This window comes from Cellulomonas sp. NPDC089187 (assembly GCF_040685135.1).
Classification (GTDB): Bacteria; Actinomycetota; Actinomycetes; order Actinomycetales; family Cellulomonadaceae; genus Cellulomonas.
Map to the genome: position 1 here is coordinate 545,813 of NZ_JBFBHI010000004.1, position 24,064 is coordinate 569,876.

At 71.2% G+C, this 24,064-nt stretch carries 22 protein-coding genes and 2 riboswitches; of the genes, 13 read left to right on the plus strand and 9 right to left on the minus strand.

Going from position 1 to position 24,064, the window contains the following annotated elements; genetic code table 11:
- Nucleotides 1–10 precede the first annotated feature (10 nt).
- Nucleotides 11–892 (minus strand): SDR family oxidoreductase, encoded by an 882-nt coding sequence (locus tag AB0N78_RS13730; RefSeq protein WP_363391216.1) that lies wholly within the window; start codon nucleotides 890–892, stop codon nucleotides 11–13.
- An 83-nt stretch (nucleotides 893–975) separates the two neighbouring features.
- On the opposite strand from AB0N78_RS13730, the gene AB0N78_RS13735 reads away from it, so the two are divergent.
- Complete coding sequence (locus AB0N78_RS13735; protein WP_363391219.1) at nucleotides 976–1,479, plus strand: low molecular weight protein-tyrosine-phosphatase; 504 nt, start codon at nucleotides 976–978, stop codon at nucleotides 1,477–1,479.
- A 95-nt stretch (nucleotides 1,480–1,574) separates the two neighbouring features.
- Here AB0N78_RS13735 and AB0N78_RS13740 read toward each other — a convergent pair whose 3' ends face one another.
- On the minus strand, nucleotides 1,575–2,348 hold the full coding sequence (locus tag AB0N78_RS13740) for an alpha/beta fold hydrolase (RefSeq protein ID WP_363391222.1): 774 nt from the start codon (nucleotides 2,346–2,348) through the stop codon (nucleotides 1,575–1,577).
- Nucleotides 2,349–2,409: 61 nt separating this feature from the next.
- On the opposite strand from AB0N78_RS13740, the gene AB0N78_RS13745 reads away from it, so the two are divergent.
- The 8 genes from AB0N78_RS13745 (at nucleotide 2,410) to AB0N78_RS13780 (ending at nucleotide 11,469) form a co-directional block, all read left to right on the plus strand.
- Nucleotides 2,410–3,024, plus strand: coding sequence for a hypothetical protein (locus AB0N78_RS13745; protein ID WP_363391225.1), 615 nt, complete (start codon nucleotides 2,410–2,412; stop codon nucleotides 3,022–3,024).
- A gap of 177 nt (nucleotides 3,025–3,201) precedes the next feature.
- The gene (locus AB0N78_RS13750) at nucleotides 3,202–3,582 is read left to right on the plus strand and encodes a zf-TFIIB domain-containing protein (protein WP_363391228.1); all 381 of its coding nucleotides are present in this window, start codon (nucleotides 3,202–3,204) and stop codon (nucleotides 3,580–3,582) included.
- A gap of 54 nt (nucleotides 3,583–3,636) precedes the next feature.
- The gene (locus AB0N78_RS13755; protein WP_363391230.1) at nucleotides 3,637–5,037 is read left to right on the plus strand and encodes a lactate dehydrogenase; all 1,401 of its coding nucleotides are present in this window, start codon (nucleotides 3,637–3,639) and stop codon (nucleotides 5,035–5,037) included.
- Nucleotides 5,038–5,270: 233 nt separating this feature from the next.
- Nucleotides 5,271–6,221: an alpha/beta hydrolase gene (locus tag AB0N78_RS13760; RefSeq protein WP_363391232.1), complete on the plus strand. Its 951-nt coding sequence runs from the start codon at nucleotides 5,271–5,273 to the stop codon at nucleotides 6,219–6,221.
- 71 nt (nucleotides 6,222–6,292) lie between these two features.
- A riboswitch (glycine riboswitch) is annotated at nucleotides 6,293–6,385 on the plus strand.
- Nucleotides 6,386–6,540: 155 nt separating this feature from the next.
- Nucleotides 6,541–9,390, plus strand: coding sequence for an aminomethyl-transferring glycine dehydrogenase (gene gcvP / locus AB0N78_RS13765; RefSeq protein ID WP_363391234.1), 2,850 nt, complete (start codon nucleotides 6,541–6,543; stop codon nucleotides 9,388–9,390).
- Nucleotides 9,387–10,511, plus strand: a complete 1,125-nt coding sequence (gene gcvT / locus AB0N78_RS13770; RefSeq protein WP_363391237.1) for a glycine cleavage system aminomethyltransferase GcvT — start codon at nucleotides 9,387–9,389, stop codon at nucleotides 10,509–10,511. Before gcvP ends, gcvT begins: the two co-directional genes overlap by 4 nt.
- Nucleotides 10,512–10,523: 12 nt before the next feature.
- A complete protein-coding gene (gene gcvH / locus AB0N78_RS13775) occupies nucleotides 10,524–10,892 on the plus strand; it encodes a glycine cleavage system protein GcvH (protein ID WP_363391240.1) in 369 nt (122 codons plus the stop codon).
- 337 nt (nucleotides 10,893–11,229) lie between these two features.
- Nucleotides 11,230–11,469, plus strand: coding sequence for a LuxR C-terminal-related transcriptional regulator (locus AB0N78_RS13780; protein WP_363391243.1), 240 nt, complete (start codon nucleotides 11,230–11,232; stop codon nucleotides 11,467–11,469).
- Nucleotides 11,470–11,698: 229 nt separating this feature from the next.
- Here the strand turns inward: AB0N78_RS13780 and AB0N78_RS13785 are convergent, their stop codons facing one another.
- From AB0N78_RS13785 to AB0N78_RS13795, 3 genes are read right to left on the minus strand one after another with little or no spacing between them, the layout of a single operon-like run.
- Entirely contained in the window at nucleotides 11,699–12,619 is a 921-nt protein-coding gene (locus tag AB0N78_RS13785) for a LysR family transcriptional regulator (RefSeq protein WP_363391246.1), read from the minus strand.
- Between the two features lie 9 nt (nucleotides 12,620–12,628).
- Complete coding sequence (locus tag AB0N78_RS13790) at nucleotides 12,629–13,840, minus strand: histidine kinase (RefSeq protein ID WP_363391249.1); 1,212 nt, start codon at nucleotides 13,838–13,840, stop codon at nucleotides 12,629–12,631.
- Nucleotides 13,837–14,616, minus strand: coding sequence for a hypothetical protein (locus AB0N78_RS13795; protein WP_363391251.1), 780 nt, complete (start codon nucleotides 14,614–14,616; stop codon nucleotides 13,837–13,839). The genes AB0N78_RS13790 and AB0N78_RS13795 overlap by 4 nt, the downstream gene beginning before the upstream one ends.
- A 171-nt stretch (nucleotides 14,617–14,787) precedes the next feature.
- Here AB0N78_RS13795 and AB0N78_RS13800 point away from each other — a divergent pair, with 171 nt between their 5' ends.
- The 3 genes from AB0N78_RS13800 to AB0N78_RS13810 all read left to right on the plus strand — a co-directional run bounded on the left by AB0N78_RS13800 (nucleotide 14,788) and on the right by AB0N78_RS13810 (nucleotide 17,044).
- Entirely contained in the window at nucleotides 14,788–15,453 is a 666-nt protein-coding gene (locus tag AB0N78_RS13800) for a response regulator transcription factor (protein WP_363391254.1), read from the plus strand.
- 86 nt (nucleotides 15,454–15,539) lie between these two features.
- Complete coding sequence (locus AB0N78_RS13805; RefSeq protein WP_363391256.1) at nucleotides 15,540–16,544, plus strand: putative sulfate exporter family transporter; 1,005 nt, start codon at nucleotides 15,540–15,542, stop codon at nucleotides 16,542–16,544.
- A 68-nt stretch (nucleotides 16,545–16,612) separates the two neighbouring features.
- The gene (locus tag AB0N78_RS13810; RefSeq protein WP_363391259.1) at nucleotides 16,613–17,044 is read left to right on the plus strand and encodes a (deoxy)nucleoside triphosphate pyrophosphohydrolase; all 432 of its coding nucleotides are present in this window, start codon (nucleotides 16,613–16,615) and stop codon (nucleotides 17,042–17,044) included.
- Nucleotides 17,045–17,239: 195 nt separating this feature from the next.
- Here AB0N78_RS13810 and metE read toward each other — a convergent pair whose 3' ends face one another.
- From metE to AB0N78_RS13830, 4 genes are all read right to left on the minus strand, one after another.
- The gene (gene metE / locus AB0N78_RS13815; protein ID WP_363391261.1) at nucleotides 17,240–19,573 is read right to left on the minus strand and encodes a 5-methyltetrahydropteroyltriglutamate--homocysteine S-methyltransferase; all 2,334 of its coding nucleotides are present in this window, start codon (nucleotides 19,571–19,573) and stop codon (nucleotides 17,240–17,242) included.
- 8 nt (nucleotides 19,574–19,581) lie between these two features.
- Nucleotides 19,582–20,601, minus strand: coding sequence for a methylenetetrahydrofolate reductase (locus AB0N78_RS13820; protein WP_363391264.1), 1,020 nt, complete (start codon nucleotides 20,599–20,601; stop codon nucleotides 19,582–19,584).
- 5 nt (nucleotides 20,602–20,606) lie between these two features.
- Nucleotides 20,607–20,701: riboswitch (SAM riboswitch) on the minus strand.
- 65 nt (nucleotides 20,702–20,766) lie between these two features.
- Nucleotides 20,767–21,663, minus strand: coding sequence for an EamA family transporter (locus AB0N78_RS13825; protein ID WP_363391266.1), 897 nt, complete (start codon nucleotides 21,661–21,663; stop codon nucleotides 20,767–20,769).
- Nucleotides 21,664–21,902: 239 nt separating this feature from the next.
- Complete coding sequence (locus AB0N78_RS13830) at nucleotides 21,903–22,475, minus strand: DNA-3-methyladenine glycosylase I (protein ID WP_363391269.1); 573 nt, start codon at nucleotides 22,473–22,475, stop codon at nucleotides 21,903–21,905.
- Between the two features lie 193 nt (nucleotides 22,476–22,668).
- Between AB0N78_RS13830 and AB0N78_RS13835 the strand changes: the two genes are divergently transcribed.
- A complete protein-coding gene (locus AB0N78_RS13835; protein ID WP_363391271.1) occupies nucleotides 22,669–24,036 on the plus strand; it encodes an MFS transporter in 1,368 nt (455 codons plus the stop codon).
- Nucleotides 24,037–24,064 lie beyond the last annotated feature (28 nt).

Consider the following 24,064-nt stretch of genomic DNA (forward strand, 5'->3'; position numbering starts at 1 on the left):
CGGGCGGACGTCAGCGCCGCAGGTGCGCCCAATCGTCCGGGTTCAGGTCCAGCCACTCCGCGAAGGACTGCGCCGGACGCCCCGCCAACCGCTTCACCGTCGGCGCTGTGGTCGCCAGCTCACCGGTCGCGATCGCCGCGTAGGACGACACCCATCCGTCGACCTCCCACTGCGGTGCCCCGTAGACCGCCCGCGAGGCGTAGGCCTCCTCCAACGTCTCCGGCTGATACCGGATCGACCGCCCGGTCGCCCGGCTCAGCACCTGCGCGGCCTCCGCCAAGGAATACGCCGTCGGCCCGGTCACATCAAAGGTCTGCCCGTCGAACGGCCCCTGATCCGCCGCCAACAGCACCCCGGTGGCGACATCGGCCACGTCGTCATGCGACACCGCCGCCACCACACCGTCACCCGCCGGGCCACGCAGCACGTCGTCCTGGCCGACAAAGTGCGCGATCGCATCGTGATAGAGGCAGTCCCGCAGGAAGGTGAAACGCAGCCCGGACGCGCGAATGTGCTCCTCGGTGGCCCAGTGATCCCGGGCGAAGGTGAAGGTCGCCTCCGGTGCCGCACCCATGAACGACAGGTACACCACCCGCTGCACCCCGGCATCCACCGCCGCATCGACGGCCGCCTGATGCTGCTGCACCCGGTCCGGGTCCTCCCGCCCGGACACCAGGAACACCGTGCTCGCACCCTCGAAGGCCGCCCGCATCGAGTCGACGTCGGCATACCCCGGGCTCAGCGCGACCTCGGTCTCCGTGCCCGGCAGCTGCGGTGCCCGATCCGCGGAGCGCACCACCAGACGCTGATGCGCACCCTCAGCGGCCAGGCGCACCGCCAGTCGTCGTCCCACCCGGCCAGAGGCACCGGTCACCACGATCAGGTCATCCATGCGGTGACGGTAGCTGCCGGGGCGGTGCTGCGCGTGGTGAGCGACCCGCGTGCGGGGGTCGCGGAGGTGGCATGGTGGTAGACGTGACCGAGCCCTACCGCATCATGACCGTCTGCACCGGCAACATCTGCCGCTCCCCGATGGCGGAGGTGGTGCTCCGCGACCGGCTGGAACGGGCCGGTCTGGGTGACCGGGTGGTGGTCGACTCCACGGGGGTCAGCGACGAGGAGCGGGGCAACCCGATCGACCGACGGGCGCGGGCAGCGTTGGCGGCGCGGGGGTACCCGGTGCCGGAGCGGCGGGCGCGGCAGGTGCAGCCCGAGGACCTGGCGGAGCGGGATCTGGTGCTGGCGATGACCGCCTCGCATGCCCGGGCGTTGCGCCGGTTGGCCGGGTCTGACGAGTCCGAGCACGTGGTGATGTACCGGTCCTTCGACCCCGCCGCGCCCCAGGGTGTTTCCGAGCAGGCGCTGGATGTGGACGATCCCTGGTACGGCGGGCCGGAGAACTTCGAGCACTGCCTGGATGAGATTGAGGCGGCGGCGGACGGCGTGGTGGAGCACGTGCGGGCGGCGCTCGCGGGCTGAACCCCGGGTCACCTCGTCCCAGCACGCATTGAGCGCATCCCGGATGGGGAGGCGATGCCTCGTCCAGCGTTCCACGCCTCGATGGTGATGCCCGTTCAGGCCAGGAAATCCGCCGCCGCCGCACCCCAGCCCCGGATCGCGGTGAGGTCCGCGGCGATCCGCAGGTCCGCCTCCGGCAGGGTGCGGGCGAGCGCGGTGGCGGTGGTGATCGGGTGCCCGGGGTCGGTGGTCCAGGGCAGCAGCAGGGTGGGGTGTGGCACGCGGGCCAGCAGGGCGGGGTCCGGTAGGTCGGAGGCACCCGCACCGCGCAGCACACTGGGCAGCAAGGTGGCGGGTACGGCGGGCTGCGGGTCGAAGTCGAGCCCACCCAGCACCTCCGGTCCGGGGGCGGCTGCGGCGGCGCGCACCCAGGGGTCGATGCCGTGCTGCTCCACGGCGCGGGCGTCACGCTGGTAGCTGTCGGCCTGGGCGGCGCGGGTGTCCCAGGCGGTGGGCGGGATGCTGAGCACCAGGCGGCGGAACCGGTCGGGGCGCAGCACGGCGGCCCACAGGATCGTGGCGCTGCCCATTGACGCGCCGACGGCGTCCACCGGGGCGTCCGGGCTCACCTGGTCGATCAGCGCCAGGAGGTCACCGGCCAGCGCGGACCAGGTGTAGTCGGCGGGGACCGGTGCGCCGGTGGAGCGTCCGTGCCCGCGGGCGTCGTACTCGACCAGGGTGTGCGTCCCGGCCAGCGCCGACCAGTCGAAGAGTCCCTCCGCGGCGGCCATCTCCCGGCTGGAGGTCAACCCGTGCGCGGTGATCGCGACGGGGCCGTCGCCGGTGAGCGAGTAGTCGAGGTCGGCGCGGGTGCGGGTCAGGGTGGGCACGGTTCCGGACCGTACGCCCCGTCACCCACATCGGCCTCGACGTCGGTCCTACGCTCGGCCCATGCTCACCCTCGCGCAGCAGGCACAGGTCGACGCCTGGTTCCCCGGCGCTGAGCTGGTGGCGGATCTGTCCTGGCCGGAGGCGTTGACCCGGGTTCTGCGGCTGCGGACACTCGACGGGGATGTGGTGGTGAAGGCCGCCGGTGAGGTGATGGCGGGGCACGCGCCTCGAGAGATCGCGGCGGGACGGCAGCTCCATGGTCCGGGCCTGCCGGAGCTGCTCGCCGCGTCCGAGCCGGACCGGGTCTTGGCGCTGCGCTTCCAACCCGGGGAACTGGTCCAGGACGCCCCAGCAGAGGACGATCCGGTGGTGTTCGCCGCCATGGGTCGGTTGCTGGCGACGGTGCGGCTGATCGACTTCGGTCGCTACGCCCTGCGCCCGGCGTACACCGATCTGGTGCGGGTCTGGCACCGGTACCCGGAGGGTGACCCGCGGGTGGACGCGCTGGTCGACGGTCTGGGCATCCGACGGTGGGACGGGGCGGGCTGGTGGGCGGAGCGTCTCTACCAGGGGGTGTCGACGGTGGTGTGGGCCAGCGACCGGGGCTTCGACGACTTCGCCGAGGACGGCCGGCGGATGCTGCGCCGCGCGCTCGGCGGCACGATGGACCGATGACGGTCTCCTCGCGCTCGCAGGTGCCGCAGGGCGGTCGGTGCTGAGCCTGTCCACTGGGGAGCAGTCCACCGGGACTTCCCAGATGACGCGGGCGGTGCAGCGCACATCCTGACGGGAACCCCCCGTGGCCCCCGCGCGTTGAATGCCCGCAGGTTCCAGACCCACGAGGAGTACGACATGAGGTGTCCCACTGACGGCGCCGCGCTGGTGATGTCCGAGCGCCAGGGTGTCGAGATCGACTACTGCCCGTCCTGCCGTGGCATCTGGTTGGACCGCGGTGAGCTCGACAAGATCCTTGAGCGGGCCACCGCCACCCCGACTCCCGGGCTCGACCCGCTGCCGCCGACCGCGGACCCCCGCTACGGCGCACCGGAGCCGCAGTACCCGCCCGCTGACCCGCGCTACGCACCGGATCCGCGCGGTGGCTACGACCCCGGCTACCGCGATGCGGGCTACCGGGAGGGATACCGCGACGATTACCGGGGCGACCCGCGCCAGCCCTACGGCAAGAAGCGCAAGCGCCGCGAGTCGTGGCTGGAGGACCTCTTCGACTTCTGAGCGTGACCCGTCGCGTCATGCGCCGGACACATCACTGCCCTAGCGTCAGCGGACGTGGATGTGGCGGTGCTCGGGGCGACAGGTGATGTCGGGCGACAGGTATGCGCCCAGGTGATCGAACGGCGGGTGCTGCCGACGACCTCCCGGCTGCAACTGGTCGGTCGTCCGGGCGGCTCGTCGGGGCGGGCGTCTTACGGGCTGCGTGCGGACCTGATCGACGCCTATGACGAGCACGCCCCGCTGATCGACGTGGCGCTGGACCCGGCCGACGTGGTCGCGGATGTGATCGTGCTGGCTGCCGGACGCACCGCCCCCGCCACCGCCGGTGTCGTCACTGACCGCGCGGCCCTGGCCGCGGAGAACCAGCAGGTCTTCGCCTCCTACGCCCGGGCGATCGCCGAGCACGGCTCCGGGCACGAGGTGGTGATCGTGGTCGCCAACCCGGTGGAGCTGGCCGTGGCCACCGTCGCCGCCGAGTTGGGCCGCCACCGGGTGATCGGGATGGGTGCCTGGTTGGACACCCTGCGGTTTCGGCGGGAGATCGCGGTGGCGTTGGGCCTGCGTCGACACCGGGTGGGTGGGTTCGTGGCCGGGCAGCACGGGGACGATCTGGTGCCGCTGTGGTCGACGGTCCGGATCAGCGGGTTGGACGCCGAGGAGCGTGCCCGGGCCGTGGCCGGACTGCGTGGCGGGCGGTCGCTGGATGAGTTCGGGGCAGAGATCAGCGCCGCCCAGGCCGAGCTCGGCGGCTTGATGGCCGACGACCCGGAGCGGGCATTCGCGCTGGTGGAGAGCTGGCCACCGGATCTGCGTGCGGTCGCCCGGCCCTGGCTGACTCACCAAAGCGGGGCCAAGACCGCCTCCGGCACCGCCGCTGCGACCGTGGATCTGGTGGATACCGTGCTGGACGGTCGGGACATCGTGGTGGCCGGGCAGGTCGTCCTGGACGGGGAGGTCACCGTGGCGGGGCAGCCGTTGCGCGGGGTGCTCGGCGTCCCCGTCGTGCTCGGTCCGGAGGGCTGGTCCCGGGTGATCCTGGACGAGCCCGCTGAGGAGGAGGCCCGTCGCCTGCACACCGCCGCCGACCGGATCGATGCGCTGCTCACCCCCTGGGGGCTTGGCCGCGACGGTGGAGTGCCCGGTAGTGGGCCGGTGGACCGCTGGGATGCCGGATCGACCCGGGCGACCACCGGCATCGGTGGGGCCCGGACTGAGCAGCGGTGGGTGGCCGAGCTGACCGGCGACGATCGCACTGGCACCCTGATGGCGGTGGCCAGCGTGTTCGCCAGCCGCGGGGTGTCCTTCGACTCGCTGCACACCGGCGACACCCGGGACGGTGCCGGGGACATCACGGTGACCTTCACCGCCAGCGAGCGTCGACAGCGGCTGTTGATCCGCACCGTGGCGCGGTTGCAGTCGGTGCGACAGGTCCGGGTCCGGGCGGTGGCACCGTGATCGACCAGCTCCGGATCGAGGTCGACGACCTCACCCGCCCTTCGGCGAGTACCGCCCCGACCCGCTCAGCGTGTTCATGACCCGACCGGTCGCGGCGATCCCCCCGATGTGAGTTCCGGTTCCTCGTCATCGTCGCCGGAATCCACTCATTCGGGGCCTGACCGGCCATGATGCGTGCGCAGAATCCCCCTCGTCCCGAGCGTGTCGACGCTCACTGAACAAGGGGGAATTGCATGTCCACCAGCACAAGTCCGCGCCGCAGCCGGATGATCACCGCCGTCGTGGCAGCAGCCGCGGTCGGCGTTCTCGCCGGGTCGTTGGGCACCATGGCCCTGCGGGACGGCGGTACGGAGAGCACCGCCACCCCGTCCGCGGAGTCGAGCACCGCCACCACCGCCGCGAGCACCGACGGTCAGACCGTTGAGCTGGCGCATGACGTCTCCGGCTCCGGACCGCTGGTGGTACTGATCCACGGCATCACGGAGGACCGTCGCTCCTGGGACCCGGTGACGCCGCAGCTGGCCGAATCCGCCACCGTCCTGCGGGTGGACCTGCGCGGGCACGGCGAGTCGCCCGCCGCCCCGACCGACGGTGACTACCGACCGACCACCCTGGCCGCTGATGTGCACGCCGTGGTCGAGCAGTACGCGGAGGACGACCAGGCACCCATCGTGATCGGGCACTCGCTGGGCGGGATCGTCGCCACCGCCTACGCCTCCGACTTCCCGACCGAGGCCGTCGTGAATGTCGACCAGCCGCTGGAGCTGGGCGCGATGCAGGGGAACGTCCTGGCGATGGAGGACGACCTGCGCTCGGACGCCTTCAACGACACCATGCTCGGCATGTTCGCCGGGATGTACGGCGACCTCGACCAGAACGACGTCACCCGGCTGGACGCGATCCGCTCCCCGAACCAGGACGCCGTGCTCGGTATCTGGGGCGTGCTGCTCGACCTGGACGCCGAGGAGCTGACCGCGGTGGTCGAGGACTACTCGACCATCCCGGAGGACGTCCGCTACCTGTCCGTGCAGGGCATGGCGGTGCCGGAGGACTACCCGGCCTGGCTGGACGCGCAGATCCCGCAGAACGAGTACCAGGTCTGGGGTGAGGTCGGGCACTACCCGCACCTGATCGAGCAGGACCGGTTCGTGGAGCTGGTCTCCGAGGTCGTCGCGGGCAGCTGATCCCCGCTGGGGACAGGGGCAGACGGGCGGCGCGGCGCCGGTTACGCTGAGCCCAAACTTCACACGCTGCTCGAACCACGGCGGGAGAGTCCACCCCGCGCGGTGGCGCCGAAGGAGCAAACCCTCCCCGGGAATCTCTCAGGCACCCGTACCGTCGTGGCCAGGCAACTCTGGAAAGCGACCGGTTCGCCGGTCCACCGACGGTGCAAGTCGGCGCGCCCCGGCAACGGCGGACCGGCAAAACTCTCAGGTCGTGCCCCGGCACGGATGACAGAGCGGGGAGGACGCCACCTTCGCCCGTCGTCCCTGGAGCAGCCGCGTGACCCACCCTCTGGACGTGTTCGCCGACCGGCACATCGGTCCGCGCCGCACCGACACCTCCGCCCTGCTCGCCCCGATCGGCGACTACGCCGATCTGGACGCGCTGACCGACGCCGCAGTGCCCGCGGCGATTCGGACCGACCGGCCGTTGGACCTGCCGGATGCCCGGTCGGAGGCGGAGGTATTGGCGGATCTGCGCGCCATCGCGGCCAAGAACACCGTGCACACCCAGATGATCGGACTCGGCTACTCCGACACGGTGACCCCGCCGGTGATCCGCCGGAATGTGCTGGAGTCCCCCGCCTGGTACACCGCGTACACCCCGTACCAGCCGGAGATCTCCCAGGGTCGGTTGGAGGCACTGCTGAACTTCCAGACCGTGGTCGCCGACCTCACCGCACTGCCGGTGGCCAACGCGTCGCTGCTGGACGAGGCCACCGCGGTCGCCGAGGCGGTCGCCCTGATGCACCGGGCCGCGAAGGGCCGCACCGGTGTGGTGGTGTTGGACGCCGACTGCCTGCCGCAGACCCGTGCGGTCACGGAGGGTCGGGCGCGTGCCGCCGGGCTGGGACTGGTGGTCGCCGACCTGACCGACGGTCTACCCGAGCTGGACCAGGACCTGATCGGTGTGGTGATCCAGGCACCGGGTGCCTCCGGGGCGGTGCGTGACCTGCGTCCGCTGATCGACGCGGCCAAGGAGCGCGGTGCGCTGGTGACCGTGGCGGCGGACCTGCTGTCGCTGACCCTGCTGACCGCCCCCGGTGAGCTGGGCGCGGACATCGCGGTCGGCTCCTCGCAGCGATTCGGCGTGCCGCTGTTCTACGGCGGTCCGCATGCGGCGTACATGGCGGTCCGTAACGGATTGGAGCGGATGCTGCCCGGCCGGTTGGTCGGGGTGTCCATCGACGCGGACGGGGCGACGGCCTACCGCCTGGCGTTGCAGACCCGGGAGCAGCACATCCGCCGGGAGAAGGCCACCAGCAACATCTGCACCGCCCAGGCCCTGCTGGCCATCGTGGCCTCGATGTACGCCGTCTACCACGGTCCGGACGGGCTGCGGGCGATCGCGGAGCGGGTGCACGGGCACGCGGTGTCCCTGGCCGAAGGGCTGACCTCCGCTGGGATCGAGGTGGAGCACGCGGTGTTCTTCGACACCGTGCGGGCCGTGGTGCCGGGCCGGTCCGCGCAGGTGCTGGCCGCCGCGTTGGAGCGCGGGATCAACCTGTACGCCCCGGATGCGGACCACGTGCAGATCGCCTGCGACGAGGTGACCACCGCCGCGCACATCGCTGACGTGCTGGCCGCCTTCGGTGCGGGAGAGCCGGGTGCCGGGAAGTCAGTGATCCCCGCGGAACTGCGTCGGACCAGCGACTACCTGACCCACCCGGTGTTCCACACCCACCGCAGCGAGACCGCGATGCTCCGCTACCTGCGCGCGCTCTCCGACAAGGATCTGGCGCTGGACCGGACGATGATCCCGCTGGGCTCCTGCACCATGAAGCTCAACGCCACCGTGGAGATGGAGGCGATCAGCTGGCCGGAGTTCGCCGGGCTGCACCCCTTTGTCCCCGCCGACCAGGCCACGGGGTATGCGGAGCTGATCGATGACCTGTCCGGTTGGCTGGCCGAGATCACCGGGTACGCCGCGGTCTCCGTGCAACCGAACTCCGGCGCGCAGGGCGAGTTCGCCGGGCTGTTGGCGATCCGCGGCTTCCACGAGGCGAACCGGGCCGAGGGCGCACCGGTGCGGGACATCTGCCTGATCCCGGCGTCCGCGCACGGCACCAACGCGGCCTCCGCCGCCCTGGCCGGGATGCGCGTGGTGGTGGTCGCGACCGCCCCGGACGGGTCGATCCTGCTCGACGACCTGCGGGCCAAGTTGGACCAGCACGGCCCCGAGGTTGCGGCGATCATGATCACGTACCCGTCCACGCACGGGGTCTACGAGGAGGACGTCCGCACGGTTTGCGATCTGGTGCATGCCGCCGGTGGGCAGGTCTACATCGACGGGGCGAACCTCAACGCCTTGGTCGGTCTGGCCCGGCCGGGGGAGTTCGGTGGCGACGTCTCGCACCTCAACCTGCACAAGACGTTCTGCATCCCGCACGGCGGCGGTGGTCCCGGCGCTGGACCCATCGGCGTGGCCGAGCACCTGATCCCGCACTTGCCCTCGCTGGATTTGGGCGTGACCGGTGCACCGGCGGTGTCGGCGGCACCCTTCGGCTCGGCGGGCATCCTGCCGATCAGCTGGGCCTATGTGGCGCTGATGGGCGGTGAGGGTCTACGCCGGGCCACCCAGACCGCGGTGGCCTCGGCGAACTACCTGGCCGCCCGACTGACCGACCACTTCCCGGTGCTCTACACCGGTCCCGCTGGGCTGGTGGCGCACGAGTGCATCCTCGATCTGCGCCCGATCACCAAGGAGACCGGGGTCACCGCCGAGGATGTCGCCAAGCGGCTGATGGACTACGGCTTCCATGCCCCGACCCTGTCCTTCCCGGTGGCCGGCACCCTGATGGTGGAGCCGACCGAGAGCGAGGACCTGGCCGAACTGGACCGGTTCGTCGACGCACTGGTCGCCATCCGCGGCGAGATCGACGCAGTGGCCGCTGGGCGGTGGCCGCTGGAGGACTCCCCGCTGCGAAACGCCCCGCACACTGCCGCGTCGGTCACCGCCGACACCTGGGAGCACCCTTACGGTCGTGAGCTGGCTGCCTACCCGGTGGCTGCGCTGCGGTCCGGCAAGTACTGGCCGCCGGTGCGTCGGATCGACGGCGCTCGCGGAGACCGCAACCTGATCTGCGCCTGCCCCCCGATCGAGGCCTACGCCGAAGGAGCCGCCCTGTGAGCGACCCCGTCCTCTCCCCGCTGAACGACGAGCACGTCGCGCTCGGTGCCGCCCTGGTGCCGTTCGCGGGCTGGTCGATGCCGCTGCGCTACAGCTCCGATCTGGCCGAGCACCAGGCGGTGCGGACCGCCGCCGGGCTGTTCGACCTGTCGCACATGGGCGAGCTGCACCTGGACGGCCCCGACGCCGGAGCCGCGCTCGACTACGCCCTGGTCGGCAACCTGACCGCGCTGGCGGTGGGCCGTGCCCGGTACACGATGATCGTGGCCGAGGACGGCGGCATCATCGACGACCTGATCGTCTACCGGCTGGCCGAGGAGTCCTACCTGGTCGTCGCCAACGCCTCGAATGTCGCGGTGGTGGCCCAGGAGCTGGCCGATCGGCTGGACGGCTTCGACGCGGTGCTGACCGACCGTTCGCTGGAGACCGCGCTGATCGCGGTGCAGGGCCCGGTGGCCGCCGACCTGGTGGTGGGGCTGACCGCCCCGGAGACCGCCCACGCGGTGCGGGAGCTGAAGTACTACGCGTCGGTCCCGGCGGTGGTCGGCGGCGTCGAGGCGCTGGTCGCCCGCACCGGGTACACCGGCGAGGACGGCTTCGAGCTGTTCGTGCCCGCCGCGCAGGCCCCGGGTTTGTGGCGGACGATCCTGGCCGCGGGTCAGCCGCACGGTCTGGTGCCCGCCGGTCTGGCGGCCCGGGACAGCCTGCGGTTGGAGGCCGGGATGCCGCTGTACGGCAACGAGCTGGACCGGACCACCGCCCCGCACGACGCCGGTCTGGGTCGGGTGGTGAAGCTGGACAAGCCCGGGCCGTTCGTCGGGCGGGAGGCGCTGGCCGCCCGGGCACACTCGAACCCGTCGCGGGTGCTGGTCGGCCTGGTCGGCAGCGGTCGTCGCGCCGCCCGGCACGGCTACCCGGTGGTGATGTCCACCGCCGACGACGCGCCCACCATCGGCGAGGTCACCTCCGGTGCGCCGTCACCCACCCTCGGAGTGCCGGTCGCCATGGCCTACGTCAGCCCCGAGGTCAGCGCCCCGGACACCGAACTCGCCGTCGACATCCGTGGCCGCCGCGAGCCGGTCCGCGTCGTCACCCTGCCCTTCTACCGTCGAGCCCACTGAGGAGCCCCTGACATGAGCCAGACCCCCAGCCACCTGCAGTACACCGCCGAGCACGAGTGGATCGACGCCGCCGCGGGCACCATCGGCATCACCGCCACCGCCGCGGACGCCCTGGGCGACATCGTCTACCTGGAGCTGCCGGAGGTCGGTGCCGCCGTCACCGCCGGGTCCGTGATCGGCGAGGTCGAGTCCACCAAGTCGGTCTCCGAGCTGTACTCGCCAGTGACCGGCACCGTGACCGAGGTCAACCAGGCCGCCGTCGACGAGCCGTCGGTGGTCAACTCCGACCCCTTCGGCGCGGGCTGGCTGTTCAAGGTCGAGGTCGAGTCCACCGGACCGCTGCTGTCCGCGGAGGAGTACGCGGCGCTCGACGCCGGCTGACGGTCGACGCCGGGTCCCCGCTGCCTCCGAGCGGGTGACCCGGCGTCGCGTGGGCGAGGACTGTATCGGGTCCGACAGCTGATCAGCGGCTGAGACGGAGAACTTCACCCGCTGCTCCGAATGGGTGTTTCTCGCTCGTCAGCAGGGCAAGCGTTTCCCGACGAATGACCTGGGACTTCGGGCTCGCAATCCGGGGTGTTTTGGGCGTTTTGTCCCGCAGGTGGGTGCTGGGGCCCTAGCGGACAACCCGAGGTCGGCGCGCAGACTTGCCGATCACAACCGGGAGACGGCCGCACATCCCCCTGCAGCCGCGCCTCGTCACCCACCGGAGGACCAGATGACCACCATGGAGATCGCCCCGAGCCCGAGGAGCGACATCTTCGGCGAACCACTCACCACCCGTGAGCGCGTCGTGCTCGCCGAACTGACCGAGGACGTCACGCTCGAAGACATCGCGCGTCGACTCTTCGTCACCCGCAACACCGTCAAGTCCCAGGTCCGGAGCGTGTACCGCAAGATCGGCGTCTCCACCCGGACCGAGGCTGTCGCCTGGGCGCGCGCCGCGGGCATGCGCTGATCCGTCGCGTCGTCCCCCTGACGACACGACGACTCGCCGCACCGGGATGGGCCGAGGTGCGCGGCCCGTCCCCGGGGTGCGGCTCACTTGTGAGTCGGCTGATCCGGACTCGGCGCGGCCCATGACTGCGTGACCCGTTCCTGCCTGGTCGGCCCCTTTCCCGGCCTGTGAATGCCGGGTGCGCCACGGGCCGGCTGCCTGGCCCATTGTTTCCCAGCCCTCGCCCGGTCTAGGCCTCCGTCGCCGCCAGCACGTCCGCCGCCAAGGCCCGGACCGCCGCCGACGGGTGACGACCCGCCGACCAGACCATCCGCAGCTGTCGACGCAGATCCACCGTCGTCGCCACCACCACCAGCTCACCCCGGGCGACCTCCTCGACCACCGTGAGCTCTGACAGCACCGCAGCAACCCGCCCGGTGCGGACCATCGTCTTCACTGCCGACGTTGACCCCAGCTGCGCCACCGAGGAGTCCAGCGCCGCACCGGCCGCCGCCAACGCCTCCTCCAACACCTCCCGCGTGCCCGACCCTGACTCGCGCACCGCCAACGGCCCCGCCGCCAACTCCGTCGCACGCAACGGTGTCCGACGCCCGGCCCAGGCGTGATCCGGCGTCACGACCACCAGCAACTCGTCCGCGCCCACGATGCGTTCCCGCAGCCCGTCCGTCACCCGCGGCCCCTCCACGAACCCCAGATCCTCGCGACCATCTCGCACCGCCGCCATCACCTCGCGGGAGTTCGCCACCGTCAACTCCACCGCCGCAGCTTCCGGCCCTCGCCCGGCCAGCCACACCGGCACCAGGTACTCCGCGATGCTCAGACTCGCCGCCACCCGCACCCGGTCCCCCTGACGCAGCTCCGCCACCTCACGCTCCAGCGCGTCCGATGCCGCCAGCACCCGCCGGGCACGATCAAGCACCGCCTGACCCTCCGCCGTCAGCCGGGTGCCCGACGCGGAACGGGTGAGCAGGGACAGCCCGGTCCGCCGTTCCAGTCGGCGCAGCCCCGCACTCACCGACGGCTGCGCGATGCCGAGCGCCTGAGCGGCCGCCGTCAACGAACCGTGCCGGGCCACCGCGTCCAGCAGGTCGAGTGCGGCCAGCGGGATGCGGTCGCGGGACGACGGGCCGGGGGGTGGGAGCTGCGGCATCGCCTCAGGCTAGGGGGTGCCAGGCGACCCACGATTCGGGTCCGCTGGAATCATCACCAGCAACTCCCAACCCTCTGGGCTCTCGCCAGCGGACAGGCTGCCGCCGAGCCGTTCGACACGATCGGTCAGACCAAGGAGTCCATACCCGCTGTCCGACGCGGGCGTGGCGGGGCCAGTCGGGAGGTCATTCGTGACGCGAATCCGAACGCTGGTGGGAGAGGACTCCACCTCGACCCGGGTGCGCCGCGCCTCGGGCGCGTGCTTCAGCACATTCGTGAGCCCCTCTTGGACCGCACGCCGCACCGCGAGTGCGAGCTCCGGATCGCGGGGTTCAGGGCCTGCACGCCGGTAGTCGACCGGCAGGCCGGTGGCGACAACTCGCGCCACGACCGCATCGGGGGTGGGGTGGGCCGGTGTCGGCGTGGCAGGTGAGCGGTCGGCACCCAACACGTCGAGCAACGAGGTCATGTCGGCCATGGCAGCGCGGCCGGTCTCAGCCGAGGCCCCCACCGCTGACCATGCCTGTTCCGGTGCGCGGTCCCGGGCCGCGAACGCCCCGTCTGCGAGGTTGACCATCACCGTGAGGGAGTGCGAGACCACATCATGGAGTTCTGCTGCGATTCGTCGCCGTTCGCGGTCGACGGCGACTTCAGCCCGAAGCGTGGCGAATTCCTCCGTGCGCCGGAGGATTTCCTGCTCGAAGAGTCGGTTGCGTGCGATGACGACGCCCAGCGCCCAAGCAGCAATGGTGACGATCTGACCGACCAGCCACGGGGCCATTTCCACACTGGACCCGTCGGCCAGAACTGGATTCACCCAGACAGAGACGCCGAAGGTCAGTGCTGCCTCGGCCGCGAGCCACCACCCCGCCCACTGAGCGCGGAGTGCGACACCGACGCTGTAGCCGGCGACCCCGAGCATCGCGAGCGGCCATTGCTGAGCAAGCGGCCAGATGCCGGCTGCCAAGCCGACCCACAGCACGCCGACCACCCGAGGATGGCGCCGACGCCAGGGCACCAACGCCGCACCCACGAGGGACAGGATCAGCACCGCGACCGTCGATCTGACGGAGAGCGCCGTGAGCTCGCGCGGTGTGCTCAGATCGAGCAGCGCGGGGTTGATCACGACGAACAGCAGGGCCGCCGCGACGTCCAACGCGCGCGGATGTCGACGCAGCCACTGCTGGATAGGGGCACGGGTGAGATCCACGGTGCTGCTCACATGCCGACGCCGAATCTGACCGCGTCGATCGTCCAGTGGGTCGTCATGGCGGCCTGCACTCCTCTTCGTCGGTTCAAGTAGACCAGGGGAACACCGAACAGCAGCGACGTGTAGAGCGCTCCGAACATCGCGTTCATCGGATCGGTGGTGATCATGTCGGGAAAGTGCAGCAGGTCGTGCGGGACCACCAGGAACGCGTAGAGCCCCAGTCGCCCCCAGCGGCTGGTGGGCAGGCTCCCGCGCCATGCCACCCACCAGGCGAGCGGGAAGAAGTGGAACACCACCTCCTCGTGGATGGCAGGTTCGAGCGCGCTGATCACGGCGCGTGGAACGTCGGTGACCACGAGGGTGGATCCGCCCAGTACCGGAAGCACCAGGTTGACTGCGCCGAGCACTACTCCGAACCCGAGCCCGATCATCATCAATCGCCGCAAGGTGCGTGGACCGCCATCCCATCCGGGGAGGAGTCCGGGGTGCTGCTCCAGGATGCGTGTAGCCGCATACCAGCCGAGGCCGGACAGCACGCCGAAGCCGACCGCCCGTTCGGGAGCAGATCCGGTGGCAGCGTTCAGATTCCCGACCGCGACCGCGATACCCAGTGTCACGCCGACCAGGGCGTGGAAGGCGCTGTGTCGCACCTGATGGAACGCGTGCCAGAGCATCCCTCCGAGCATGGGCACAGCGATGATCCAGTACATGGCCATCACGCCGGAGCCGGGTTGTGTGGGATCGGAGATGACGGTGCCGATCAGCATCGCAGCGGCGGTGTAAGCCATCCACACCCATGGTGCAGCTCGCTGCCATCTCGCAGTGGCGTGGGGTCGGTCCAGTTCGGCGGAGGTCATGGTCACCAGCGTCGAAGAACGCCACCCGGGTGGTCGTCACCCCAGTTAGGGATTCGGCGGTCCCCCCGCGGGGTGACCGCATCCGCGACCTACGCTGGTCGAATGGACTCCGCCCCGATCCGTGTTGTGTTGATCGACGATCAGGAACTGTCGCGGTTGGGGATTCGGCTCGCACTGGAGTCGGATCCGGGGATCGCCGTCGTCGGCGAGGCGGACACCGGCTGCGGGGCGATCGATCTGATCGCGAGCGAGAGCCCGGATGTTGCCCTGATGGACATCCGCATGCCGGATCTGGACGGAATCGAGGCCACTCGCCGGATCATTGCGGGAGGGGCAACGACCCGCGTGCTGGTGCTGACTACGTTCGAGTTGGACGAGTACGCCTTGTCAGCTGTCAGCGCCGGAGCGAGTGGGTTCATCGGCAAGTCGACCGATCCGGCGGGGCTGATCCGGGCAGTGCGTTCGGTGGCCGGTGGGGATGCCGTACTCAGTCCCACGGCGACCAGGGCGGTGATCGCTGCGTTGGCGGGCACAGCGGTCAGTCGTCAGGGCTCTGAGCTGCCGCCGGACTTGACGCCACGCGAGGTTGAGGTGCTGACCGCCATAGGGCGAGGACTGTCGAACGCCGAGATCGCGGCGGAGTTCGTCGTCTCAGCGGAGACGGTGAAGACCCATGTCAAACGGGTCTTCGCCAAAACTGGCGCGCGCGACCGGGTGCAGGCCGTGATCCTGGCCTATCGCTGCGGACTCGTCATGCCGGGGGAGTAGATCCACGCCGCCATAGCCTCCGGCTAGGGGGTTCCAGGCAGCCCGGTCTTCCGCCCAACCCGCGTGGACGCCCACGCTGGGTGATCGTGAACGCCCCCGTCGATTTGGACCGCCGCACCCGTGTGACCCGCATCCTCCCCGGCGCGCTGGTCGCCGTCGGGGTCTCCGCGCTCTGCCTCGCCCTGACCGCCGTCGCGCCCGCGGCCCCCGCGCTGCTGATCGCCATCCTGCTCGGCGCTCTCGCCCGGGGCGCCGGGTGGATCCCGGTCGGTTGGGAGCCCGGACTGGCATGGGCGGCACGGTTCCTGCTGCGGGCCGGGGTGGTGTTGCTCGGGCTGCAACTGTCGGTCGGTGATCTGCTCCGGTTGGGCTGGGCGGAGGTCGTGGTGCTGGCGGTCACGGTGTGCGCGACCTTCGGTGCCACTCTGTGGCTGGGGCGGCGACTGCGGGTCGGTCGAGCGCTGACACTGCTGGTGGCGACCGGGTTCTCGATTTGCGGTGCGGCGGCGGTGGCGGGGATGAGCCCGGTGGCCGGCGCCGATGAGGAGGATGTCGCCACGGCGGTTGCCCTGGTCACCGTCTACGGCTCGGTGGCCATCGTGGCGCTGCCGGTGCTCAGCCGGGTCATCGGTCTGGACGACCGGACAGCTGGGCTCTGGGCTGGGATGTCCGTCCACGAGGTGGCCCAGGTGGTCGCCGCCGCTGGCACCGTCTCCGCCGTGGCACTCACCATCGCCATCGTCGCCAAACTCGCCCGTGTGCTGCTGCTCGCGCCCCTGGTCACCGGTGTGGGCGTGGTCCGTCGCCGCCGGTCCAGCACCGTCGCAGAGCGGACCGCGCCGCTGATCCCGGGCTTCGTGATCGGATTCGTCCTCGCGGTGCTGCTGCGTACGACCGGTGTGTTGCCGGACGTCGCGCTGGGCTGGGTGAAGCCGGTGACCACCTTGGCGCTCGGCGCGGCGATGGTCGGGCTGGGCAGCCAGATCCACCTGGGGCGACTGATCCGCACCGGGGGTCGGCCCCTGGCGCTGGGTGGACTCGCGACGCTGGTGGCGGGCGGGGTGAGCCTGGCGGGGCTGTTGCTGGTGTGAGGCATTCCCCGTTGCGCTCTGCGCTGACCGGCCCTGATGTCGACGGCCCCGGCTGGCAGACTGCGACCGTGCCTGATTCCCCGATTCTCGTGGTTGCCGCCGCCATCGTCGACGACCTCGATCACCCGCGGTCCCTGCTCGCTGCCCGTCGATCCGGGCCGGTGTCCCTGGCCGGACGGTGGGAGTTCCCGGGCGGGAAGATCGAGCCGGGGGAGACGCCGGAGCAGGGCGTGCACCGGGAGCTGCGCGAAGAGCTGGGCATCGGGCTGCGGCTCGGTGATGAGCTGGTCGGACCGGACGACGGTGCTTGGCGACTGTCGGAGAAGTACCAGATGCGGCTCTGGTTGGCGGAGGTCGCCGAGGGGGAGCCGCGGCCGTTGGTCGAGCATGACGAGCTGCGCTGGCTGCCCGCGGGGGACTGGCACCAGGTGCCGTGGCTGGACGCGGATGTCCGGATCGTCGATGCGCTGGCGGCGCATGCGGAGCGGGTCGGGCGCTGAGCTCGCCGGACGGGGCAGCCCGGGAGGTCGAGCCTCGGCGCTCTCCGTGCGTCCCCCGCCCCTGCCTGTCGAGTTCGGTGTTTCGGCGCCGAGTTCGGAGGTCCGGGGGTCGACTTCGGGTCCGGAGCACCGAACTCGGCCCCGTGGGGCAGCAGGCCGGGCCGGAGCAGGGCGCTCCGGCCCGGCCTCGGACGGTCAGGCGCTGGGCACCGCCAAGCCCGCGCGGACCGTCCCGGTGGCAGCGACCATGTGCTCCAGCGACGGCGTGACCTCCGCGTAGCGACGGGTCTTCAGGCCGCAGTCCGGGTTGACCCAGAGCTGCGCCGGGTCGATGTCGCGGACCGCGGTGCTGAGCAGCCCGGTGACCTCGGTCTCCGATGGCACCCGCGGGGAGTGGATGTCCCAGACGCCGGGGCCGATCTGGCGCGGGTACCCGGCGGCGGCGATGTCGGTGAGGATCTCCATCTTGGAGCGGGCCGCCTCGATGGAGGTGACATCCGCGTCCAGACCGTCGATGGCGCCCATGATCTCGCCGAACTCCGAGTAGCAGAGGTGGGTGTGGATCTGGGTGTCGGGGCGGACCCCGGCGGTGGCCAGCCGGAATGACCGCACGGACCAGTCGAGGTAGGCGGCGTGGTCCTCGGCGCGCAGCGGGAGCAGTTCCCGCAGGGCGGGCTCGTCCACCTGGACGATGGCGATCCCGGCGGACTCCAGGTCGGTGATCTCGTCGCGGAGGGCGAGGGCGACCTGGTTGGCGGTGTCGGCCAACGGCTGGTCGTCGCGGACGAAGGACCAGGCCAGGATGGTGACCGGGCCGGTGAGCATGCCCTTGACCGGCTTGCTGGTCAGCGACTGGGTGTAGCTGGTCCAGTCGACGGTGATCGGCTTCGGACGGGACACGTCGCCCCACAGGATCGAGGGGCGGGTGCAGCGCGAACCGTAGGACTGCACCCAGCCGTTGCGGGTGACCGCGAAGCCGTCCAGGTTCTCCGCGAAGTACTGCACCATGTCGTTGCGCTCCGGCTCGCCGTGCACCAGCACGTCCAGTCCGATCTGCTCCTGCAACTCGACGACGCCGCGGATCTCGGCCTTCATCGCCTCGTCGTACTGCGCGGCGGTCAGCTCCCCGGCGGTGAAGGCGGCGCGCGCCTTGCGGATCTCCGGGGTCTGCGGGAAGGACCCGATGGTGGTGGTCGGCAGCGGCGGCAGGTTCAGCCGGGCTTGCTGGGCATCCCGACGACCGCTGTAGTCGCCACGGTGGAAGGCGGCCTCGTCCAGTCCGGCGGCGCGCTGCCGGACCTCCGGGCGGACCACTCCGGCGGCCTCGGCGCGGGAGCGGCGGGCGTCGGCGGCGGCGAGCAGCTCGGTGTGTACGGCCTCGCGGCCCTCGGTCAGACCGGTGGCCAGGGTGACGACCTCGGCGACCTTCTGATCGGCGAAGGCCAACCAGGACTTCAAAGTGTCGTCCAGGTCGGGCTCGTCCTGCACGTCATGCGGCACGTGGAACAGCGAGGTCGAGGTGCCGACTGCGGTCTGCTCGGCACCCAGACCCTCCAGCCGCTCCAGGGTGGTCAGTGCGGCGTCCAGGTCGGCGCGCCAGATGTTGTGCCCGTCGATGACGCCACCGACTAGCACCTTGTCCCCCAGCGCGGTGCGAGTGGCGTCGGAGACGATCGGCAGGGTGCCGCGGACCAGGTCCAGGGCGATGCCGTCAACGCTGGACGCCGCCAGCACGTCCAGCGCGCCGCGCAGCTCACCGTACGGGGCGGCGACCAACAGGGCCGGACGGTCCTGCGCCTCGCCGAGCACCTGGTACGCGTGCTCGGTGGCGGCCAGGAGCCGGTCGGCATCGACACCGGTGGAGTCGGAGACCAGTGCGGGCTCATCCAGCTGCACCCAGGTGGCACCCGCGGCGCGGAACGCCGTCAGCAGCTCGACGTAGACGGCCAGCACGTCGTCCAGGCGGTCGATGGGGGCGGTGCCGTCGGTGCTCTTGGCCAGCGCGAGGAACGTCACCGGGCCGACGATGACCGGGCGGGTCAGCACCCCCTCGGCCAGGCCCTCGGCGAACTCCCGCACCGGACGGTCGGAGGAGTAGGAGAACACCGTGTCCGCGCCGATCTCCGGCACCAGGTAGTGGTAGTTGGAGTCGAACCACTTGGTCATCTCCAGCGGCAGGTCATCCCCCCGGCCGCGCGCCACAGTGGAGTACCCGGCCAGGTCCAGCCCGCCGTCGGCGTCACGCAGATCGGCGAACCGCTCCGGCACCGCACCGAGCACGACGGCGGCGTCCAGCACCTGGTCGTAGAAGGAGAACGCGCTCGGGATGGCGGGCAGCGTGGTGCTCAGACCCAGCTCGGCGAGGCGGGTGCGGGTGCGGCGGCGCAGGTCGGCGGCGGTTGCCTCGACCTCCTCCGCAGTGGAACGGCCGGCCCAGAAGGACTCGATGGCCTTCTTGAGCTCACGCCGGGGCCCGATGCGCGGGTAGCCCAGGACGATGCCGGCGGGGAACGGGTGGGTGTGGGTCATCTCTCGCCTCAGCTGGTGGGAACGGGAACAGGAAGGGTGGCCACCCGGGTGCGGGGTGCGCCGGAGCCGCCGAGTCCGACGCCGTCGATCAGGTCGAGGGCCGGTCCGGCGTTGTTGAAGGTGTAGAGGTGGACGCCGGGGGCGCCGCCGTCGAGCACGGCATTGACCAGGTCGACACCCAGGCGGGTGCCGGCGCGGTGCCGGGCGGCGGTCTCGGTCTCCGGATCGAAGGCGTCCAGGGTGGCCAGCACGTGCTCGGGCACCTCGACGCCGGTGAGCTGCTGGACGCGGCGCAGCCGGGCCGGGTCGGTCATCGGGATGATGCCGGGCACGATCGGGATGGTCACCCCGGCGTCGCGGGCCAGCGCCACCAGCTCCAGGTAGGACGGTGCGTCGTAGAACAGCTGAGTGATGGCGAAGTCTGCACCGGCGGCCTGCTTGGCGAGCAGTGCGGCGATGTCCTGCTCCCGGCTGCTGCCCGCACCGGCATTACCCCGGGGGAACGCGGCGACCGCGACCGACAGCGGTCGCACTGTGGCCCGGACCGCCTGCGCGGGGCTGGACGCACACCGCTCGGCCTCGATCCGGCGCAGCAGACCGACCAGGGCGCTCGCGGTGGGCAGCCCCTCGGGGTGTGCCTGCCAGGAGCCGTCCGCCGGCGGGTCGCCGCGCAGCGCCAAGAAGGCTCGCACCCCCTCGTCCAGGAACTCACCCACGGTGTCCGCCAACTCCTGGGTGGAGGTGCCGACGCAGGTTAGGTGCGCGATCGGGGTCAGCGAGGTCTCGCGCAGTAGTCGGCGGACCAGGGTGCGGGTGGTGGTGCGGGTCGATCCGCTGGCCCCGTAGGTCACCGACACGAAGTCCGGCCGCACCTCGGCCAGCGCCTGCACGGTGGCCCAGAGCTTGGGTGCGGCGTGGGGATTGCGCGGCGGGTACAGCTCGAAGGACACCGTGGGTCGGTCGACCGCGCCGAGCCCGTCGGTGACGGCAGGTGCCGGACAGTCGCCGGGGGTGCTGCTGACGCTCATTCGTCGCTCCATCGGTCCTGGCGGAAGCACCCGCACCCGCTCGCGCGGGGGGTTGCTGCGACGTCGACGAGCCAGGTCTCTCGGTCGCTCTGGATGGGTTGGCTCAACGTAGGTCGGGCCTCAGACGCCTGGCAAGCATCCTTGACGTGTCAGGGCGGTGGTGCCTCAGCGCAGGACGGCCCCGAGCTCGTCGGCGGGAAGGCGTTCGGTGGGCTCACCCGGTGCCCGCCCGGACAACCAGATCACCGCCGCCCCGGACAGCACCACCAGCACGACCCCGCCCACCATCCACCCGGTGAGCCGGTCGCCGAGCAGCGCCGCACCGACCAACGCGCCCATCACCGGGTCGACCGCGAACAGCGTCCCGGCCACCCGCGGTGAGGTCAGCCGCACCGCCAGAAAGTCCAGGCTGAACGCCAGCGCCACCCCGAGCAGCCCGGAGCCGGCCAACGGCAGTAGGTCCCCGGACTGCACCAGCGGTACCGCGGGCACCGAGAATGGCGCGAGCACCACCGCCCCCACCGTCACGGATAGCGCCAGTCCGCCCAGTCCGGCGTCGTCGTCCCCGACCCGACCGGCCAGCACCGTGTACCCGCCGAAGGCGGCGGCCGCCCCGAGCCCGGCAAGCACCCCGACCGGATCGAGACCGCCCTGCGGCCCGGCGACGAGTGCGACCCCGATCAGCGTCAGCGCGGGGAGCAGACGTTGGGCACCGCGGGCACCCACCGCCGCGACGGCCAGCGGTCCGCAGAACTCCAGGGTGACTGCGACGCCCAGCGGGATGCGCTGGACCGCGTGGTAGGACAGCACGTTCATCGCCGCCATGGCGACGCCGTAGAGCACGATGCCGAACCAAGCCGACCGGCTACGACCGCGCAGCCGGGGGCGGGTCAGTAGGAGCAGGACGGCGGCGGCGATGGTCATCCGGAAGCCGGAGACCGCGGGGATCGGGAGCCGCCCGAAGAGTCCCTCGGCCAGGGCCGCCGACAGTTGGATGCCTGCGGAGCCGATCAGCACGCAGCCGGTGGCGATCAGCGCGCTGTGGCGCGGGGTGGAGCGCATGGGGATGTCCTCACGATGAGAGTCGGCGGGTTATGAGGGCAGCACCGGAGGCCCTGCGCGATGGACGCAGGGGCGAGGGTGCGGCCTCAGACCGCCGAGGGGCCGCGGCGCGCTGAGCAGCCGAGGAAGCTCATCGGGTCCATGCCGGGGACTGTACGCCCTGAGCCGCGGCACCCAGTGGCGGTTGATCCGATGAAGGTCGCCCGTGCGTCAACCCAGCGCGGCCGGGCTGGCGGCGCTCAGGTCCGGGCCAGCACTACCGGGCAGGTCGCCAGGTGGTCGTCGACCAGTCCGCAGGCCTGCATCGCCGCGTAGGCGGTGGTCGGTCCGACGAATCGGAAGCCCGCCTTCTTCAGCTCCTTGGCCAGGGCGGTGGAGGCCGGGGTCACCGCCGGGACATCCGCATACGTGGCCGGCGGCACCCGGTCGGCCACCGGGGTGGCGTGCGACCAGAAGATCGTGTCCAGGCTCCTGCCGTCCCGCTGCAACGCCAGCAGAGCACGGGCATTGGCGATGGTGGCCAGGATCTTGGCCCGGTTCCGGATGATCCCCGCATCGGACATCAGGCGGTGCACATCGGACTCGTCGTACTCGGCCACCACCGCCGGGTCGAAGTCGGCGAACGCGGCCCGGAAGCCCTCGCGCTTGCGCAGCACCGTGATCCAGGCCAGTCCGGATTGGAAGGCCTCCAACGACATCCGCTCGTACAGCGCGCGGTCGCCGTGGACCGGCACGCCCCACTCCTCGTCGTGATAGCGCTCGTACAGCGGATCGCCGTCGCCGAAGCAGCGGGCACCGGGGGTGGACTCCATGTCCGGCAGTCTGACGCACCGCACCCACATGTCCGCATGGTGGACATTCGTAGTCTGTCACTTGAGACGGACGGGCTGCCGGACTACCGTCACCAACCGCGCACGACACCGATCCACGCCGCCCCTGCGGTCTCGCCCGGCCGGACCAACAGTGCCGCCGCGCGACACCACCCACGACCCGGGAGCTGCCCGCATGACTGCCACCGCCACACCGCCCGCCCCGACCACGCCGGTGAACTCACCCGGCCGGGTCATCGCGGCGAGCCTGGTCGGTACCACCATCGAGTTCTACGACTTCTACGTCTACGCCACGGCGGCGGTGCTGGTCTTCCCCAAGCTCTTCTTCCCCTCCGCGGACCCCAGTACGGCGCTGCTGCTGTCCTTCGCCACCTTCGGTGCGGCGATGGTCGCCCGCCCGGTCGGCGCGATCTTCTTCGGGCACCTCGGCGACCGCAACGGCCGCAAATCCACCCTGGTCGCCTCGCTGCTGACCATGGGTGTGGCGACCTTCGTCATCGGTCTGCTGCCCACCTACGACGGGGTCGGGCTGCTCGCGCCGATCCTGCTGCTGATCATGCGGCTGGCCCAGGGTTTCGCGCTCGGCGGTGAATGGTCCGGTGCCGCGCTGGTCGCCACCGAGAACGCCCCCGCCGGCAAGCGCGCCTGGTACGGCACCTTCCCGCAGGCCGGGGCACCCATCGGCTTCATCATCGCCAACACGCTGTTCCTGATCATCAACGGGGTGCTCGGCCAGGACTCGCCGGAGTTCCTCAACTGGGGCTGGCGGATCCCGTTCCTGTTCTCCGCCGTGATGGTCATCGTCGGGCTGTGGGTGCGGCTCAAGCTGGTCGAGTCCGACGCCTTCAAGACCGCCGAGAAGGCCGGCAAGATCACCAAGCTGCCGCTCGGCACCACCCTCAAGCACCACTGGCGCGCGGTGCTGCTCGGCACCTTCATCATGCTGGCCACCTACGTGCTCTTCTACCTGATGACCACGTTCACGCTGACCTACGGCACCACCGCGGTCGAGCCCACCGACGCCGGCACCCACGGTCTGGGCATCCCCTACGTGCACTTTGTGCTGATGCAGGTCATCGGCGTGGTCTTCTTCGGGATCTTCACCTTGCTCTCCGGCCCGGTCGCCGACCAGATCGGTCGCCGCAAGCTGCTGATCTGGGTGACCAGCCTGATCGCGGTCTTCGGGCTGACCTTCGACGTGTTCCTCATGGTCCGTGAGGACGTGGCCTTCACCGGAGCACTGGCTCAAGCGTTCCTGGTCATCGGCTTCACCCTGATGGGCGTCACCTTCGGACCGATGGGCGCGATCCTGCCCGAGCTGTTCCCCACCACCGTGCGCTACACCGGCTCCGCCATCGCCTACAACGTGTCCTCGATCCTGGGTGCGGCGCTGGCCCCGATCATCGCGCTGGAACTGTGGAAGGCCGCGGACGGGTCGACCTGGATCGTCGGGCTGTACCTCACCGGCGCGGCGGTGCTGACGCTGATCGCGCTGGTGCTGTCGCGGGAGACGAAGGACCAGGACTACTCGCGGGTGGATTGACCTGCGCGCCTGAGGCCGGTGGTCCCTG

Excerpts from the sequence above, each read along its gene's own strand:
- AB0N78_RS13730 (WP_363391216.1), bottom strand. The coding sequence starts at position 892 with ATGGATGACCTGATCGTGGTGACCGGTGCCTCTGGCCGGGTGGGACGA.
- AB0N78_RS13745 (WP_363391225.1), top strand. The coding sequence starts at position 2,410 with ATGCTCACCCTCGCGCAGCAGGCACAGGTCGACGCCTGGTTCCCCGGC.
- AB0N78_RS13750 (WP_363391228.1), top strand. The coding sequence starts at position 3,202 with ATGAGGTGTCCCACTGACGGCGCCGCGCTGGTGATGTCCGAGCGCCAG.
- AB0N78_RS13760 (WP_363391232.1), top strand. The coding sequence starts at position 5,271 with ATGTCCACCAGCACAAGTCCGCGCCGCAGCCGGATGATCACCGCCGTC.
- gcvH (WP_363391240.1), top strand. The coding sequence starts at position 10,524 with ATGAGCCAGACCCCCAGCCACCTGCAGTACACCGCCGAGCACGAGTGG.
- AB0N78_RS13780 (WP_363391243.1), top strand. The coding sequence starts at position 11,230 with ATGACCACCATGGAGATCGCCCCGAGCCCGAGGAGCGACATCTTCGGC.
- AB0N78_RS13785 (WP_363391246.1), bottom strand. The coding sequence starts at position 12,619 with ATGCCGCAGCTCCCACCCCCCGGCCCGTCGTCCCGCGACCGCATCCCG.
- AB0N78_RS13795 (WP_363391251.1), bottom strand. The coding sequence starts at position 14,616 with ATGGCTTACACCGCCGCTGCGATGCTGATCGGCACCGTCATCTCCGAT.
- AB0N78_RS13800 (WP_363391254.1), top strand. The coding sequence starts at position 14,788 with ATGGACTCCGCCCCGATCCGTGTTGTGTTGATCGACGATCAGGAACTG.
- metE (WP_363391261.1), bottom strand. The coding sequence starts at position 19,573 with ATGACCCACACCCACCCGTTCCCCGCCGGCATCGTCCTGGGCTACCCG.
- AB0N78_RS13820 (WP_363391264.1), bottom strand. The coding sequence starts at position 20,601 with ATGAGCGTCAGCAGCACCCCCGGCGACTGTCCGGCACCTGCCGTCACC.
- AB0N78_RS13825 (WP_363391266.1), bottom strand. The coding sequence starts at position 21,663 with ATGCGCTCCACCCCGCGCCACAGCGCGCTGATCGCCACCGGCTGCGTG.
- AB0N78_RS13830 (WP_363391269.1), bottom strand. The coding sequence starts at position 22,475 with ATGGAGTCCACCCCCGGTGCCCGCTGCTTCGGCGACGGCGATCCGCTG.
- AB0N78_RS13835 (WP_363391271.1), top strand. The coding sequence starts at position 22,669 with ATGACTGCCACCGCCACACCGCCCGCCCCGACCACGCCGGTGAACTCA.